The 15,379-nt window shown below is 47.9% G+C and carries 14 protein-coding genes and 1 tRNA gene; 9 read left to right on the forward strand and 6 right to left on the reverse strand.

What is annotated here, in order from left to right:
• The first annotated feature begins 46 nt into the window (after positions 1-46).
• The 3 genes from IQ256_RS15450 to IQ256_RS15460 all read left to right on the forward strand — a co-directional run bounded on the left by IQ256_RS15450 (position 47) and on the right by IQ256_RS15460 (position 2,394).
• Positions 47-919, forward strand: coding sequence for a DMT family transporter (locus IQ256_RS15450; RefSeq protein ID WP_193856445.1), 873 nt, complete (start codon positions 47-49; stop codon positions 917-919).
• A 190-nt stretch (positions 920-1,109) separates the two neighbouring features.
• A complete protein-coding gene (locus tag IQ256_RS15455) occupies positions 1,110-1,820 on the forward strand; it encodes a Crp/Fnr family transcriptional regulator (protein WP_228024920.1) in 711 nt (236 codons plus the stop codon).
• Between the two features lie 94 nt (positions 1,821-1,914).
• Positions 1,915-2,394, forward strand: coding sequence for a TerB family tellurite resistance protein (locus IQ256_RS15460; RefSeq protein WP_193856446.1), 480 nt, complete (start codon positions 1,915-1,917; stop codon positions 2,392-2,394).
• Between the two features lie 19 nt (positions 2,395-2,413).
• On the opposite strand, the gene nadA is transcribed toward IQ256_RS15460, so the two are convergent.
• Positions 2,414-3,379: a quinolinate synthase NadA gene (gene nadA, locus IQ256_RS15465; protein WP_193856447.1), complete on the reverse strand. Its 966-nt coding sequence runs from the start codon at positions 3,377-3,379 to the stop codon at positions 2,414-2,416.
• A 209-nt stretch (positions 3,380-3,588) separates the two neighbouring features.
• Positions 3,589-4,401, reverse strand: coding sequence for a haloacid dehalogenase (locus IQ256_RS15470; protein ID WP_193856448.1), 813 nt, complete (start codon positions 4,399-4,401; stop codon positions 3,589-3,591).
• Between the two features lie 268 nt (positions 4,402-4,669).
• On the opposite strand from IQ256_RS15470, the gene IQ256_RS15475 reads away from it, so the two are divergent.
• The 3 genes from IQ256_RS15475 to IQ256_RS15485 all read left to right on the forward strand — a co-directional run bounded on the left by IQ256_RS15475 (position 4,670) and on the right by IQ256_RS15485 (position 6,622).
• Positions 4,670-5,623 (forward strand): TIGR04168 family protein, encoded by a 954-nt coding sequence (locus tag IQ256_RS15475; RefSeq protein WP_193856449.1) that lies wholly within the window; start codon positions 4,670-4,672, stop codon positions 5,621-5,623.
• Between the two features lie 104 nt (positions 5,624-5,727).
• Positions 5,728-5,812, forward strand: a tRNA-Ser gene (locus tag IQ256_RS15480).
• A gap of 72 nt (positions 5,813-5,884) precedes the next feature.
• Positions 5,885-6,622 (forward strand): 2-phosphosulfolactate phosphatase family protein, encoded by a 738-nt coding sequence (locus IQ256_RS15485; protein WP_193856450.1) that lies wholly within the window; start codon positions 5,885-5,887, stop codon positions 6,620-6,622.
• A 32-nt stretch (positions 6,623-6,654) separates the two neighbouring features.
• Here IQ256_RS15485 and IQ256_RS15490 read toward each other — a convergent pair whose 3' ends face one another.
• Complete coding sequence (locus tag IQ256_RS15490) at positions 6,655-7,659, reverse strand: Gfo/Idh/MocA family protein (RefSeq protein WP_193856451.1); 1,005 nt, start codon at positions 7,657-7,659, stop codon at positions 6,655-6,657.
• A 541-nt stretch (positions 7,660-8,200) separates the two neighbouring features.
• Here IQ256_RS15490 and IQ256_RS15495 point away from each other — a divergent pair.
• On the forward strand, positions 8,201-8,500 hold the full coding sequence (locus IQ256_RS15495) for a ferredoxin (RefSeq protein ID WP_193856452.1): 300 nt from the start codon (positions 8,201-8,203) through the stop codon (positions 8,498-8,500).
• A gap of 197 nt (positions 8,501-8,697) precedes the next feature.
• Complete coding sequence (locus tag IQ256_RS15500; RefSeq protein ID WP_193856453.1) at positions 8,698-9,867, forward strand: sugar phosphate nucleotidyltransferase; 1,170 nt, start codon at positions 8,698-8,700, stop codon at positions 9,865-9,867.
• 299 nt (positions 9,868-10,166) lie between these two features.
• Here the strand turns inward: IQ256_RS15500 and IQ256_RS15505 are convergent, their stop codons facing one another.
• From IQ256_RS15505 to IQ256_RS15515, 3 genes are all read right to left on the reverse strand, one after another.
• Positions 10,167-10,517, reverse strand: a complete 351-nt coding sequence (locus IQ256_RS15505; RefSeq protein WP_193856454.1) for a DUF1257 domain-containing protein — start codon at positions 10,515-10,517, stop codon at positions 10,167-10,169.
• Between the two features lie 162 nt (positions 10,518-10,679).
• A complete protein-coding gene (locus tag IQ256_RS15510; RefSeq protein ID WP_193856455.1) occupies positions 10,680-12,191 on the reverse strand; it encodes an AAA family ATPase in 1,512 nt (503 codons plus the stop codon).
• 127 nt (positions 12,192-12,318) lie between these two features.
• Positions 12,319-12,696: a hypothetical protein gene (locus IQ256_RS15515; protein ID WP_193856456.1), complete on the reverse strand. Its 378-nt coding sequence runs from the start codon at positions 12,694-12,696 to the stop codon at positions 12,319-12,321.
• A 203-nt stretch (positions 12,697-12,899) separates the two neighbouring features.
• Between IQ256_RS15515 and recQ the strand changes: the two genes are divergently transcribed.
• Positions 12,900-15,116: a DNA helicase RecQ gene (gene recQ, locus IQ256_RS15520; protein ID WP_193856457.1), complete on the forward strand. Its 2,217-nt coding sequence runs from the start codon at positions 12,900-12,902 to the stop codon at positions 15,114-15,116.
• Positions 15,117-15,379: the final 263 nt, after the last annotated feature.

Raw genomic sequence — 15,379 nt, forward strand, 5'->3', positions numbered from 1 at the left:
AGGGCCACTACTACTACAGTAGAGAGACTGTCTTGGGCCAGTTTCCATGAACCGTTCCCTCAAGAGTCCTTCCCCCATTGGGCTGCTACTGCTTTCCATCTTGTCCGTCCAATTTGGTTCTGCCCTAGCTAAATCTCTTTTCGATGATCTTGGCCCTTGGGGAGTTGTCTTCCTACGAGTTGCGTTCTCCGCACTGATTCTCTTCGCGGTTGGTCGGCCTCGGTTCAACGCGACCGTCCGTCAAAATTTCACAGCCATCTTGACCTACGGGATCGTACTGACGACGATGAACTCTCTATTTTATGCGGCAATCGATCGCATTCCTTTAGGCATTGCTATCTCCTTGGAGTTTACGGGACCGCTAGGTCTTTCCGTGCTCAAGTCACAGCGGTGGCTAGATAGCCTTTGGGCAGTACTCGCCCTAGCAGGTATTGTGCTTCTCACTCCGATCACAGGAGCAGCTTTAGACCCGTTAGGCATGGTCTTTGCCTTAGCAGCCGGACTTTGCTGGGCGATATACATTGTACTGGCAGTCAAGGTAGGAAGTGTTTTGCCCGGCGTAGAAGGTCTGACTTGGGGATTGTTAGTGGGCACTGTGATGCTGCTGCCCATTGGGGTCATCACGACCGGCAGCGCTTTGCTAAATCCTCGCCTATTGGGACTCGGTGCTGGCGTGGCCTTGCTCTCTAGTATGCTGCCTTACTCGCTAGAGATGGTGGCACTGCGATCGCTCCCAATCAGAGTATTTGGAGTCATGCTCAGCCTAGAACCGATGGCGGGAGTTGTGGCCGGTTTCTTGATTTTAGGTGAGACACTCTCGGCGCGATCGCTACTTGCCTGTTTACTGGTCTCAATTGCTGCTGGTGGGGCCGCACAATTCCAAAGCGCGCCACCGCCGCCGCTGCCGCCTGCTCAGTAAATCCCACTATAGAAGCCCACCGTAAAAGCTACAGTAGAGCCCAATCGCATCAACCACAATTTATTCAAGCAGCCTGGGCAACCTAGACGAGGATCGAGCTTCCTTAGCTACACACCTAGCCAGATCTATACCGAAGATCTCGCCGAATTGTAGCTATCTACTTTACCCTCAGCTCCTCATTGACGCTGCTATGTCACTACCTGCTCTGCCGCTGCCCGTGTCACCCGAAGCCTTTCGTGACCTCTTTCCCCTATTCAGCAATGCCAGCCCCGAAACGCTAGAGACCCTCTACAAAGGCGCTACCTTCAACGAGTGTCCGGCAGGTCGTACGGTACTGATGGAAGACTCATGGGGAAATGCGGTCTACCTAATCGTTTCAGGCTGGGCGAAAGTTCGCGTTCAATCAGGCAGCGGCTATGTCACGCTCGTGATCTTGGGTAAAGGCGAATACTTTGGCGAAATGGCTATCCTAAACGAGTCCCCGCGCTCTACCGATGTCGCGGCGCTCTCTCGCGTCGAGCTAGTCAGCATTCCCGCCCAGCTCTTCCTCAAGAGCCTATTTCAAGATCCCCAGCTTCACCACCGACTGCTACAAAGTATGGTCGAACGGCTCAAACAAACGCAAAAGCGGTTTCAGCTTCGGCACAAAGCGCCTGGTATCAAGATGGTTTTTACCCTGCTAGGATTAGCAGATGCCTATGGAGAGCAGCGGGGGGAGGCGGTCGAGATCTTCAATATTCCTGATGCGGATTTGGCTGCGATCGCAGACATCAAACAGGCCGAAGTCACCAAAATCATCGGTAAGCTCGTGGCCCGTAACTGGGTTGCGGTCGATAGCGCCCAGAGCGTTATCCGTCTTTTAGACATCAACAGCCTTAAGAAGCTTTCCCAACTTGGCTAGACCATTAAATTTTGTAGGGGAGTTATTCACTTTTTCGCGCTACTTTCTACAGTTGAGTGAGACCAACTCCAACTCAATCTAGGCGAGGAAGCTCATGAACATCACCCCACCCCCCATCTCTCCTCGTCAGATGAACATGCTGCGAGTTGTTTTATCGATGGCATGGTCCGATAGCACCCTAGAGCAAAAAGAAGTAGACGTCATGCTCACCCGCTTTAGCCAGCTATTTGCGACCGACCCCAAGCAGCAAGACTATCTACAAACCCAGCTCAAAGACTACTTTGTTCAAGATGTTCCACTCGAAGAAGCAGTGGCCAAACTCACCACCGATGAAGAAAAAGAAGTCGCGCTGCGGCTTTCCTACGAGGTCATCTACGCCAGCGCTCGCACCCCTAACGAGGACTATGTGAACGAAGAAGAGAGCGCCGCCTACAACCAGCTAGTCCAGCTACTAAATCTGCCTGATTCTGTTGTCAAAAGAGCTGAAGAAGCCGCTGACGCAACCCTCAACCAAGACGGCAAAAACGTCATCGATATGCTCGCCTTTCGTCTTCGAGAGCAGCTAGCTCCATAGAATTTGCACCTACAAAGAACTAGCGACTCATCTCTAACATCCGCACTATCGGCGCTAGCGCATCGGCTTGAATTTCCTGAGGAATCGTAACCTCAGGGGTCTTGTGCTTCATCGCTAGATACAGCTTCTCTAATGTATTTAGCCGCATGTACGGACATTCATTGCAGGCGCAGTTTGCTTCAGGCGGTGCAGGAATAAAGTGCTTTCTCGGCACCTGCTTTTCCATCTGGTGAATAATTCCTGGCTCAGTCGCTACGATAAATTGCTCATTCTCACTTTGTTGGACATAGCCTAGCAGTGCTGTCGTAGAACCAATGAAACTAGCGTGCCTTAGCACTGTTTGCTCACACTCAGGGTGAGCGATAATCTCTGCATCGGGATGCGCCATTCTTAGCTGTAGCATTTTCTTTTCAGAAAACGTCTCATGCACAATGCAGCTTCCCTGCCAAAGCACCATATCGCGCCCTGTTTGCTCCATCACATATCGGCCTAAGTTCCGGTCAGGCGCAAAGATAATCTTTTGCTCGGCAGGCAGTTGATTCACTAGCTTCACTGCGTTAGAGCTTGTACAGATAAGATCGCTCATCGCCTTGATTTCAGCGGTGCAGTTGATATAAGAAATCACCAGATGATCGGGATGAGCCTGCTTGAACCTAGCAAACTCATCTGGTGGACAGCTATCTGCTAGCGAACAACCTGCGTCTAGATCCGGCAGCAAAACCAGCTTATCTGGATTCAGAATTTTGGCAGTTTCAGCCATAAAGTGAACCCCAGCAAACACAATTACGTCCGCCTCGGTACTCGCAGCCTGTTGAGAAAGACCTAACGAATCCCCAATATAGTCAGCCATATCCTGAATATCTGGCTCTTGATAATAGTGAGCCAAAACAACCGCGTTCAGGTCTTTCTTAAGCTGTTCAATCGCTCCAAAAAGATCCTTTGGCAACGCCGTTTGAACCGGGGAGACGCTAGCAGTAGCAAACACAGAATTTCCTCTCTAAAATGCCAGAAATAATTAAGACTACCAATTGACGAGTTTTAATTATAGTCACATTTACCAAAACTGGCTAGATGATTTCCTCCGCTTCAAACGCTGGCCATATGAGTTGGGTACATAGGTTGGGTGCGTTCTTACTTCAAACGCTTAGTACTATCACGCTATCCAACTACGACATATCAGCTACGACATATCAGCTACGACATAGAGCCGGTAGATTCAATTGCCGCTATCCAGCTATCGACTGACCCAGAAACTGGCGGCTTGTCCCAAAATGCGATCTCACCTTCGGTAGCTGCTGCTATTCGCAATTCGTCTAGCACCGAATGATTCATGCTTACTCCTACAACCGCGAGCGAGCGAGCTAGGGATGAATCTATAGACGAATATGCGCCCAGCAGAATTTTGACTGCCGCTGTCAGGCTTGCATCCGCGCCAACCAGTTCAGAAAAGCGATTTTCTTCAGCGGTTCGCCAAATCACCTTGAATCCTACTGCTTCAGCTGCTTGTTGCAACACGGCAGGCTCTACTGCTCTTGGGGTCATAAACGGCTCACTAAATTCTCGCGCCTTAGCCTGGTGCGCCGCCGCTTCACTCAGGCCAATCAAGCGCTGTAGCTGAGGAATAGTAAAGTCACCGAAGCCCTTTAGCGGATGCGAAATCATGTTAGCGACGACTCGTAACCCGGCTCTCGCCTGCACATAAGGACATCCCAACTGCCTGACAAAATAGGTGCCCTCGCGATCGCCCAAAGGCAATTCAAATGGATTTTGATCAATCGGCGTAAAGATAGCGCTGCCGCTTTCGACAATAAAAGGCGCGCTGATATCTAGCGTTTGGAGAATGGGTTCTAACTGAGCGCGATCGCCTGCCGAAAACAAAGCAACCGATGTACCGTCATCTTTCAGCTGTGCTAGCACCGATTTCAGCTTTAGAATGGTTTCTGGCAATTCTAGCCAAAGCTTACCAACAGCGTCGTCACAATCGATCAATACAACTCGTTTAGCCATAGCGCTCACGCCAAACTTTCACAACATTTACTCATTAAAGCAGTCTAGCTAGTCCAAACACCGGCTAGTCCAAACAGATTTATAGACCTTTGAGATATGCTGAAGAAAGTGTTTATCGACCCTTCTGACTGTCCCGCATTGACCAGACCGCTTTAATCGGCTTTTGAAGTTGATTGGCTTTTGAAGCAGCAGCGAAACTGGCAGTGCCAAAACGGTCTTCTCTAGTCCTGCAAAAGTCCTGTAGAAGGTTCATTCGAAAAGGTTCATCGTGCCTCAGTCAGTCATTAAGATAGCCGTCGTCGGAGATATTCATGATCTGTGGGAGTTAGAAGACAACGCAGCCCTCAACCACTTAGATGTCGATCTAGCCCTGTTTGTCGGTGACTATGGCAATGAAGCGGTCGAAGTGGTTCGCCGCATTGCCGCCGTCGATGTGCCCAAAGCCGCTGTTATGGGTAACCATGATGCCTATTACTCAGCAAGCAAGAAAGGGATCAAAAACTGCCCCTATGACCGGGAAAAAGAAGACTGGGTGCAGCTTCAAATGGACCTACTAGGAGAAGCTCATATCGGCTTTGGCAAACGTGAATTTCCTCAGTTTGGGCTGACGGTAGTAGGTGGCAGACCCTTTAGCTGGGGTGGGTCGAAGTGGCGCTATCGCAAATTTTATCGCGACAGATTCGATGTTGGCAGCTTCAATGAATCTCTCGATCTAATTCTGGCTGCTGCCGATGAAGCTGAACACAGCACTATTATCTTCGTGGGACACGTCGGCCCCTATGGCCTAGGCGACCAGCCAGAAGATCCCTGCGGAAAAGACTGGGGCAAAAACGGCGGCGGTGGTGACTACGGCGATCCTGACTTTGCCGATGCGATCGCCTTGACCCAAGAGTCTGGCAAGCGAGTACCTCTAGTTGCCTTCGGCCACATGCACCACCATCTGAAAAATTCAGCGCAGCTTCGCACCAGAGTAACTAGCGATGCCAAAGGCACCATCTACTTCAACGCTGCTAACGTCCCTCGCATCGAAGTAACGCCCGCAGGCAATCAGCGCAGCTTTTCCTTAGTCACTCTCAACCGGGGAACCGTTGAAGCTATTGAGCTTGTTTGGATCGATTCAGACTTCAGGAGAGTTTCGCAAGAGCAGCTATATGTGAGAACGCCCTCCGCATCAGCGACACCAGCATCGCTTTCCTCAAGCCATACGACCGCCAGCGTGTAGACGGATGAAAACAAACAAGCTAATATAGCCAAGCTCTTCGGAGTATGCAAGCAACAACTGCCAACGTATACTTAGAGGCAAGATGCATATCTAGCGACACACCCGGAGAGGTGGCAGAGTGGTCGAATGCGCTCGACTTGAAATCGAGTGTACCGAAAGGTACCGTGGGTTCGAATCCCACCCTCTCCGTTGATTCAAAACTCGCGATTCAGCGACCAAACTGAGTCAGCTACTAAACTATGTGCGCGGGCCCAATATTCAGTGAAAATATCCGTCTATCACACCCCTGAGGAAGTCCCCGCTGGCTCCCTGCCCGACTGCGCGATCGCAATCGATGTGCTCCGAGCAACTACCACCATGGCCGCCGCCTTTCATGCGGGTGCCGAAGCTATTCAGGTCTTCAGCGAGCTAGACAAACTACTAGCAGACAGTGAGAGCTGGCCTGCCCAAAGCCGAATTAGAGCAGGTGAGCGCGGCGGCCAAAAAGTCGAAGGGTTCGACTTAGGCAATTCTCCTTTAGACCACTCCCCCGAGCAAACCAAGGGCAAGCGCCTGTTCATGAGCACCACCAACGGTACCCGCTGCCTACAGCGAATTCAAGAAGCGCCGATAGTGCTCACCGCTGCCCTCACGACCCGTCAGTCTGTAGTTGACTATCTACTATCAAACCAGCCCGATACCGTTTGGTTAGTCGGCTCTGGCTGGGAAGGCGAATACTCCCTTGAAGATACCGTCTGCGCCGGAGCCATCATTCAAAGAGGTCTTGAGCAAGCCGGTCTCGATCTAGCGACCACCATCGGCAATGACTCCGCTCTAGCAGCAGTAAGTCTCTACTGCCAGTGGCAAACAGAGCTGGGTAAGCTTTTATATCACGCTAGCCATGGACAACGACTTCTAAGCAAGAACAACACCGCCGATCTTGACTACTGCGCTCAATTAGACATTCTAGACATTGTTCCGATTCAGCAAAGCCCAGGCGTTCTAGTTTGGAAGCAGTGATCGCTGAAAGCTGGTGCGGCCTTTTGAAGGTCTCAAGCAACGACCACGGCAACCCCAGTATCAGACGCTCGCCGTAGAGCATCCCCCACCCTTAATGCATAGACGCTCTCAGCCGCGCTCACATATAGAGGGATGCCTGCGGTCAAATTGTCCAATATTCCCTGTGTGTCTTTTACAAACAGACCGCGACGAGGCTTGATAGCAATCACGTTTGTCCCTTCAGCCGTCGTGATTGTCCCTTCGTTCCGATCGAAAAATAGCTTGCCTTGGTCACCTTGTACTTCAATCTCTCGGTGATACACCATCAGTCCTTCACCTTTTCCATAGACTAGCTCTGCAATCAGCCCAGACTCAAACTGCAGCCGACCAGAGCTCAAAATCTGCTTAAAATAAGCATCTCCTTCATCTTCTAAGATTCGGGTCTGACAGGTCACCTCGTTAACTCTACCGAACAAATTAGTCAACCGATGCACTCGTGAAAGCGCGCCGCAAAAGGGAAAGCCGAAAAGCGCTTTTTGGTAGGTCCACTTCTTAGGTGCAGGCGTTTGGGGATTGACCGTGCGGTAACCGACATAGCTGGGTTTACCAACTTTAGAAAGATGCGATCGCATAGCCAGATGTAGCCCGCCGAGCAGCTCAATATGCTCTACATGCAATAGTAGCTGCCGCTGCGCTGCTAACTCGACCAACCGATCTGCCTGCTGTACATCAAAAGACAAAGGATATTCCACTACAACGTGCTTACCTGCCGCTAGCGCTGCCTCAGCCACTTCGCCATGCAGTGAACTCACCGTGCAGACTATAACCAAGTCAATAGACTCATCAACAATCAGCTGCTGCCAGTGTGCTATCCCTTTCACGCCATACCGATTGGCAAACTCGGTAATCCGCTCAGCGCCATTTCGCTCAGCGTCATGTACAGAAATGCCGCCCCCAGCAATGCCGATTAGACACGAGCGTTCATCTGCCAATAACGCCTTTGCTCTCGCATGAGCAGCATAGCCTGTCCCTACCAATCCAACTCGAATAACTGCCATACAAGTCCAAGCCAATAGATCACCCACGCATCCAAATCAACCATTCCCCAACCAACTTCGATAAAAGTCCCACTCGCTTCACAACTAACCCCCTGGAAACAGCCGAGCATCAAACCGTGCCTTTAAAGCATGCACATCTAGTTAGAAAATAATCTCAATAAAGGTTCCTCTAAAGAGTCACTAACTATTAGTAAATAGCCACATAAGTAAAGTTTATAAAAAAAAGAATACTGATAAAATAAACACCCACAAAACCGTATGTAGCTATTTACCTAAATTAGGCAGAAATGGTCTCAGATGCCTTAAATAATTGCATTACGGGGTATGTTCTCACTGTCGCAATAGACACCAACCATAAGTAAAACCAGACTCTTCTTCAGACTTAGATTACGAATACCATTCAACCATCCGTCGTGGGATAGTTACAGCTCAGTAGTTTTCTCGTAGTATCGAAATGTGCTGCTAATAGACTTTCTTTATCTGGTCTCTTTGACTTGATAAAGGTTTTTTTAACAGCAAGACAAACTAAGAGGATATCCGCATGGCCAGCTACAAAGTCACTTTAGTCAACGAAGCAGAAAACCTGAATACCACTATTGAAGTGGCAGAAGACGAGTACATTCTAGACGCTGCAGAAGAGCAAGGCATTGATTTGCCCTATTCTTGTCGTGCCGGCGCATGCTCTACCTGTGCTGGTAAGCTCACAGAAGGAACTGTAGACCAGTCCGATCAGTCCTTTCTAGATGACGATCAGATCGAAGCAGGCTATGTACTTACCTGCGTTGCCTATCCGACCTCTGACTGCACAGTTATGACTCACCAAGAAGAAGAACTCTACTAGAAGCGTTTAATTCAGCTATAGAAGAGAGCCTCAGACCCAATACGGTACTGAGGCTTTTTTGGATTGCGGAGTACCAGAAACCCTATGAGGAACATATGAAGTCTTAGGTTCCATCAGGGCACATTGATATTAGCTTGATAGCATTAACGAGAACAAAACAGTCAGTCTACAAGTTAAAACGAGAGGACTCTTCAGAAATGAAAGCCATGATTTTGGCCGCAGGGAAAGGTACAAGAGTACGACCCATCACTTACACCATTCCCAAGCCAATGATTCCAATCTTGCAAAAGCCAGTTATGGAGTTTTTGCTAGAGCTTCTAAAAACCCACGGTTTTGACCAGATTGTGGCCAACGTCAGTCACCTCGCTAATGAGATCGAAGGTTACTTTCGAGACGGTCAGCGATTTGGTGTCGAACTAGCTTACTCCTTCGAAGGACGTATTACGGATGGCGAATTAGTCGGCGAAGCGATCGGTTCAGCCGGTGGGATGAGAAAGATTCAAGACTTCTCCCCCTTTTTTGACGATACGTTCATTGTTCTGTGCGGTGACGCTTTAATTGACCTAGACCTGACTGAAGCAGTCCGTCAGCACAAGGAAAAAAAGTCAATTGCAACCATTGTTATGAAGCAGGTACCTATCAAGCAAGTACCTAGCTATGGTGTGGTAGTCACCGATGAAAGCGGTAAGGTCAAATCCTTTCAGGAAAAGCCAACGGTTGAAGAAGCGCTCAGTACAGATATCAACACGGGCATCTATATCTTCGAACCAGAAGTTTTCGACTACATTCCTTCTGGCCAAGAATTTGATATTGGTGGTGATCTCTTTCCGAAGCTGGTCGATGCGAATGCCGCTTTCTATGGCATCCGTATGGATTTTGAATGGGTTGATATTGGTAAGGTTCCCGACTATTGGCAGGCTATTCAAGATGTACTTACCGGGCAGGTCAAAGGAGTAAGCATTCCGGGAAATGAGGTTAAACCTGGTGTGTTCGCCGGGCTAAATGTCAAGGCTAACTGGGAAGAGATAGAGATAGAAGGGCCTGTTTATATTGGTGGAATGACTCAAATAGAAGATGGGGCAAAGATAGTAGGCCCTAGCATGATCGGACCAAACTGTTTGATTTCTAGCGGCACCATCATTGATAAGAGCATTGTCTTTGAGTACTCTAGGATTGGTTCTGATGTTCGACTAGTTGATAAGCTCGTCTTCGGTCGCTATTGTGTTGACAAGACTGGAGCTTCTATTGACGTCAAAGCCGCTGCGCTAGATTGGCTAATTACTGATACTCGCCAAGATGTTGTTGCCGAACCACCTATTGAACATCGAGCGATCACAGAGCTCTTAAATAAAACGATCGCGAAGTAGACACAGCTTTTTATTTTTAGATGTATTAAGTGAACGTAAGTCACTTGGTTTGCTATATGGGTAGACGACCCCTAGCACCATACGACACGCGCGCTTCGCACCACTGCTATTCACCTTGCATGTATAGAAAAGGCTGTATCATCTCTTAGTGTGGTAAGCAAAGTACGAAAAACTAAAGTATAAAAACGGCACCTTCACTAGAGAAAAATCCTATAAAAAATGGAGTGAACCGATATCGGTTCACTCCATCGCAGCTATGAGAATAGCGCTTTTGAAAGGCGCTTTCAAAACTACACTATCTATTGAAGAACTAGGCGCACATTCGCATTTTGCAAACCAGGACGCTTGACCTCAGCAAGTGTCTTGTTCACAGCATACTTTTGGTTGATAGAGTTGATCAGCTCTGTCTGGTTGTGCTTCTTAGCAACACCCCAGAGATCAGCAATCAAGTCAAAAGAACCATCAGCATTACGAGACCAGCCGATATCATAGTCGCCTTCGAGCACCGCTACAATGTCAGCTCGAACGTTCTGACCGTTGTAGCCACGGATATTGTCCTCCGTTTTCACAGTCACCCCTAGGTCACATAGTGAAGACTTCAGAATTTCAGCATCGGTGATCTTAGTGCGTAGAGTGCTAAAATGAGACATTTGAGTTTCCTCCTGGAAAGAAATTGAGAGACAACGAAGTTAGAAATCGAAAGTAGTCAGCCATCGAGCGAGACAACGTCTGACTTTTTGAACCGCCAACCCTATCGCTCACGAAAGCAATATGGCTGACCCTTCTTCCTGTAGGAGCAGGAAAAAAGACTGTTAGAACTCCATCCGCTGGTATTCCGCAACCGATGAAGCCGCTGGCCGAGCTCGTTGCCGAGCCCAATCGCGCAGGGCTGTAACCTGTTCACTCATCGTCTTCGACAGCGGCAGCGTAGCGCGAATTGCCGCAATAATATCGAGCTGAGTGAACTCCCTTCCCTGAGCGAACGCCTCATACATGGCAGAGACAAGTCCCTGCTCTATTTCAGCGCCCGAAAAACCTTCACAAACTTTACTCAACTGATCAAAGTCAAACCGTTCTATATCACTACGGCGTTTGCCCAGATGAATTCTAAATATTTCTTTCCTCTCCTCTTCATTGGGAAGATCAACAAAGAAGATTTCGTCAAACCGACCTTTACGCAAGAACTCGCTAGGCAACCTTTCAACTCGATTCGCCGTCGCAATTACAAATACAGGCGAAGTTTTTTCCTGCATCCAAGTGAGAAAGCTACCGAATATTCGACTAGAGGTTCCACCATCTGAATCAGCCGATCCTGCGCTTCCAGCAAAAGCTTTATCAATCTCATCAATGAATAAGACAGCGGGCGATATGGATTCTGCTGTCTTCAGCGCTCCTCTCAGGTTAGCCTCTGAGCGGCCAACCATAGAACCGTCATAGACGCGACCCATATCCAAACGTAGCAGGGGCAACCCCCAAAGCCTAGCTGTTGTCTTAGCAATTAAAGACTTTCCACAGCCAGGAACGCCTAAGATGAGCATTCCCTTAGGCTGAGGCAGACCGTACTCACGCGCTCTTTCAGTAAAAGCGTTAGACCGCTGTTTTAGCCAATGCTTAAGCTCTTCTAAGCCACCAACGGAATCTAGAGTTTCATCTTCCTCTATATAGTCTAATATCCCATTTCGACGGATTAACTGCTTTTTCTCAGACAGCACGATATCGACTTCAGCTTCCGTAAGCTTTCCAGCCATTACTCTAGACTTACGAAAGACCTTTTCAGCTTCATCGCGGGTTAGACCCAAAGCCGCCTTCAACAGCTTCTCGCGTCCCTCAGTACTAATATCAGAGATGCCAGACTTATCTAACTCCGCAGTCAAAACCTGGTTCAGTTCCGACATGTTAGGTAAGGTAAAGTCTAAGACAACAACTTCCTTTTCTAGCTCCACTGGAATCTGCTGCACCGGAGACATCAGGATGATTGTCTTCTGCGTACCGCGAAAGCTTTCAATGGCATCTCGCAAACTACGAGTGACCTCAGGACTATCTTTAAATGGATGCAAATCCTTAAAGACAAAAATACTCGGATCCTTTTGTCGCATTGCCCAGTTAATAGCAGCCTGAGGAGAGACCGTATTATTCTGATGACCTGAGCCGCCTTCGCTGCCATACTCAGCAACGCCGTGAGTCATCGTCCATGTATATATACGCTGCTGAGGTCTCTGCTGAGCGAGCGCTGCGATCGCTCTTTCTGCTCGCTCCTCCTCAAAGGTGACCAGATAGATCAGTGGATATTGAGCCTGGATTAATACGTTTAGCTCTTCTCTCATGGCGATCGCCTCCAAATATAAGACGACTTAGGACATCTATCTCAAACAGAACCAACAGGCTAAGGTAGAAACAACAGACTTTCCGTAGCCGGGCTAACAAACTGACCCCTTTTTGGAAGACATCGTCTCATGCAATAATTAGCTCGCCCTCATCTGGGCTTCTAAACTCCTTATCAGCAGACGCTCTACTAGTAGCGCAACCAAGACTAGAGATTGTACTTAGTTCGGCCAACTCGTCTATCACTTGAGAACTGCGAGAGTTGACCAGAGCCAGACCGTCTTTTTGAACAGTTACCGCAGCACTGCACTCTGGACAGTTGTGAACTTGGTGAGCACTTCCATGAATATGATCAGCGCTCTCTACAAGCTCGGCATTATTCATATAGAACTCAATTGCTCGCTGTGCCATTGATGACATTGTTTCGCCATCGACCGCTGCTCGAATCTTGAACTGCCGATGCAGCTCATCCGAAAGATAAAATGTGACTTTTTGCTTGTCTGGCATGTCCAGTTGAAATAATGTGACCCAGATATGTACATACAATATCGAGCTGCCGTTGAGCCGTCAAGGCATCATGCCAGTTTGACGGCAATAAGTTTAAATAAGTTTACAATCCACCATTCGAGCCGACGGGTACTCTCGTACATAGCCAAAATCAATCATTGTATAAGTTCCCTACCGCGCTAGATCAAATCGCGCTAAGTCCGATGTCAAACCAGAACCCTACTTTAGAAAGCGCACTAAAGCATTTCTTCGGGCACGATCAGTTTCGCTTTGAACAGCGCTCTATTATTGAGCAGGTCCTTAAGAACAAAGACGTTTTGGTCGTTATGCCAACAGGTGGAGGAAAATCTCTTTGCTATCAGTTGCCAGCGTTATTAAAGCCGGGGACTACCATCGTCATTTCCCCGCTGATCTCGCTGATGCAAGACCAGGTCACCGCACTAAAAGATAACGGCATAGGAGCGACTTTCCTGAACAGCACGCTCTCTTCAGATGAAGTGCGATCGCGTGAAAGCGACCTACTCACAGGCAATGTCAAGCTTTTGTATATCGCACCAGAAAGACTCTTCACAGCCTCCTTCCTTGACTTCCTAGAACAGCTCAGTCAAAAAGTTGGTATCAGCACCTTTGCTATTGACGAAGCCCATTGCGTTTCAGAGTGGGGACATGACTTCCGACCCGAATACAGACAGCTCTTCCAAATAAAACAACGATATCCTCAAATTCCAATCATCGCGCTTACTGCCACAGCAACAAAACGAGTCCGTACTGACATTGTCCAACAGTTGAGTCTCAACGATCCGACCATATATGTCTCCAGTTTCAATAGGCAGAATCTCTACTACGAAGTTCTCCAAAAATCAAAGAATGCTTATCAGCAGCTTCTAGAAAAGATTCAGCAGTATCAAGGCAAAGATAAGGGCGCAGGAATTATATACTGCCTCAGCCGAAAACATGTCAATGAAATTTCCGCGAAATTGATACAAGACGGAATCTCCGCCTTGCCTTACCACGCTGGTCTAGTCAACAAAGAAAGGGAAAATAACCAGACCAAATTCATCCGGGACGATATTCAAATTATCGTTGCGACTGTAGCCTTCGGTATGGGAATCAACAAACCAGATGTTCGTTTTGTCATACATTATGACCTCCCCCGTAACCTAGAAAGCTACTATCAAGAGGCAGGTAGAGCTGGTCGCGATGGTGAAGCGGCAAACTGCACCATTCTATTCGGCTGGGGTGATGTGCATACAGTCAAATATCTCATCGGTCAAAAAACTGATTCAGGTGAACAGCGCATTGCTCAACAACAGCTTAATCAAATCATCAGCTATGTAGAAAGTCCTATCTGTCGCCGCAAGGTTCAGCTTAGCTACTTTGGAGAACAGTTTGTCCCTCCCTGCGACAACTGCGACAACTGCCTTAGCCCGGCACCCATCGAAGATTGGACTATCGAAGCGCAGAAATTCCTTTCTTGTGTGTATCGCTGCGGCCAAAGATTCGGCATGAACCACATCATCGATGTCTTGAGAGGATCAAACAAGAAACGAGTTCAGGAGCTAAGTCATAATCAAATATCTACTTATGCTATAGGCAAAGACCGCACTGCAGATGAATGGAGAATGCTCTGTCGAGCAATGATCTACCAAGGTTATCTAGAAGAGACAACCGATGGATATTCTGTTCTAAAGCTAAATAGAAAGAGCAATCAAATCCTGAAAAAATTAGTTTCTGTAGAGGTTCCTGTTACTCGGAAGATTACTAAGTCAGCGAGTACAAAAGCTAAAGTAGCAAGCACTGAACTCGGACAAGAAGCCACTCTACTCATGAGTCAGCTTAAGAACCTCCGCAAAGAACTTGCCGATCAGCAAAATGTGCCGCCATACGTAGTTTTTTCGGATTCTAGTCTTCGCCAGATGGCGCAGGGCCGTCCTCAAACAATCAACGCCTTTTCTGACATATCCGGCGTTGGCAGCCGAAAGCTGATCCAATACGGCAAGGTTTTTACCGAAGCTATTCGCCGCTTCTGTAGCGAACATGGCATGGAAGTTGTCTCCGATTCCTTCTCCGATGAGGAAAGAGCAGCCTGTGAAAATAAATCAAAACCAGATATCACTTCCACGCAGCTTAAGACTTTAGACCTCTACCAAAACGGATCATCGCTCGCAGACATATCACTTGCGCGCAACATCCGATTGAATACAGTAAATGGACATATGGCTGAGCTAATAAGCGCAGGTTATTCAATAGATATAGACAAACTTGTCGATAGGGAAAGACGAGCAGTTATAGAAGAAGCAATTACTAAAGTAGGCCCACACTCATTGCGAAATATCCGAGAAGAAATAGGACAAACCTATGATTACCAAGAAATTAAGCTTGTTCGAGCAAAATGGGAATCAGAAACTGTCAAAGAATAACTATGCTGGCATTTCTTCAGTCTTTGCGTCAACATAGAGTGTTTCAACAGTCGCTTCAACTCAAACATCTATTTACGCTTTTTCAATATGGCATTTTTCCAAACGCATACTCGCCAAGCAGGTCTGTATCTACAGAAAGGTTCAGGAGTAGAGATGAACACGTAAAAAGGAAGCCTCTCTGAACTGAGTTGTCAGAGAGGCTTATGGATAATGGACCTGGCATCGAGCTATTTTAACAAGGGCTTACGCCCTAACTATCTTCG

The organism is cf. Phormidesmis sp. LEGE 11477, from assembly GCF_015207105.1.
In the GTDB taxonomy this organism is placed as follows: Bacteria; Cyanobacteriota; Cyanobacteriia; order Phormidesmidales; family Phormidesmidaceae; genus Phormidesmis.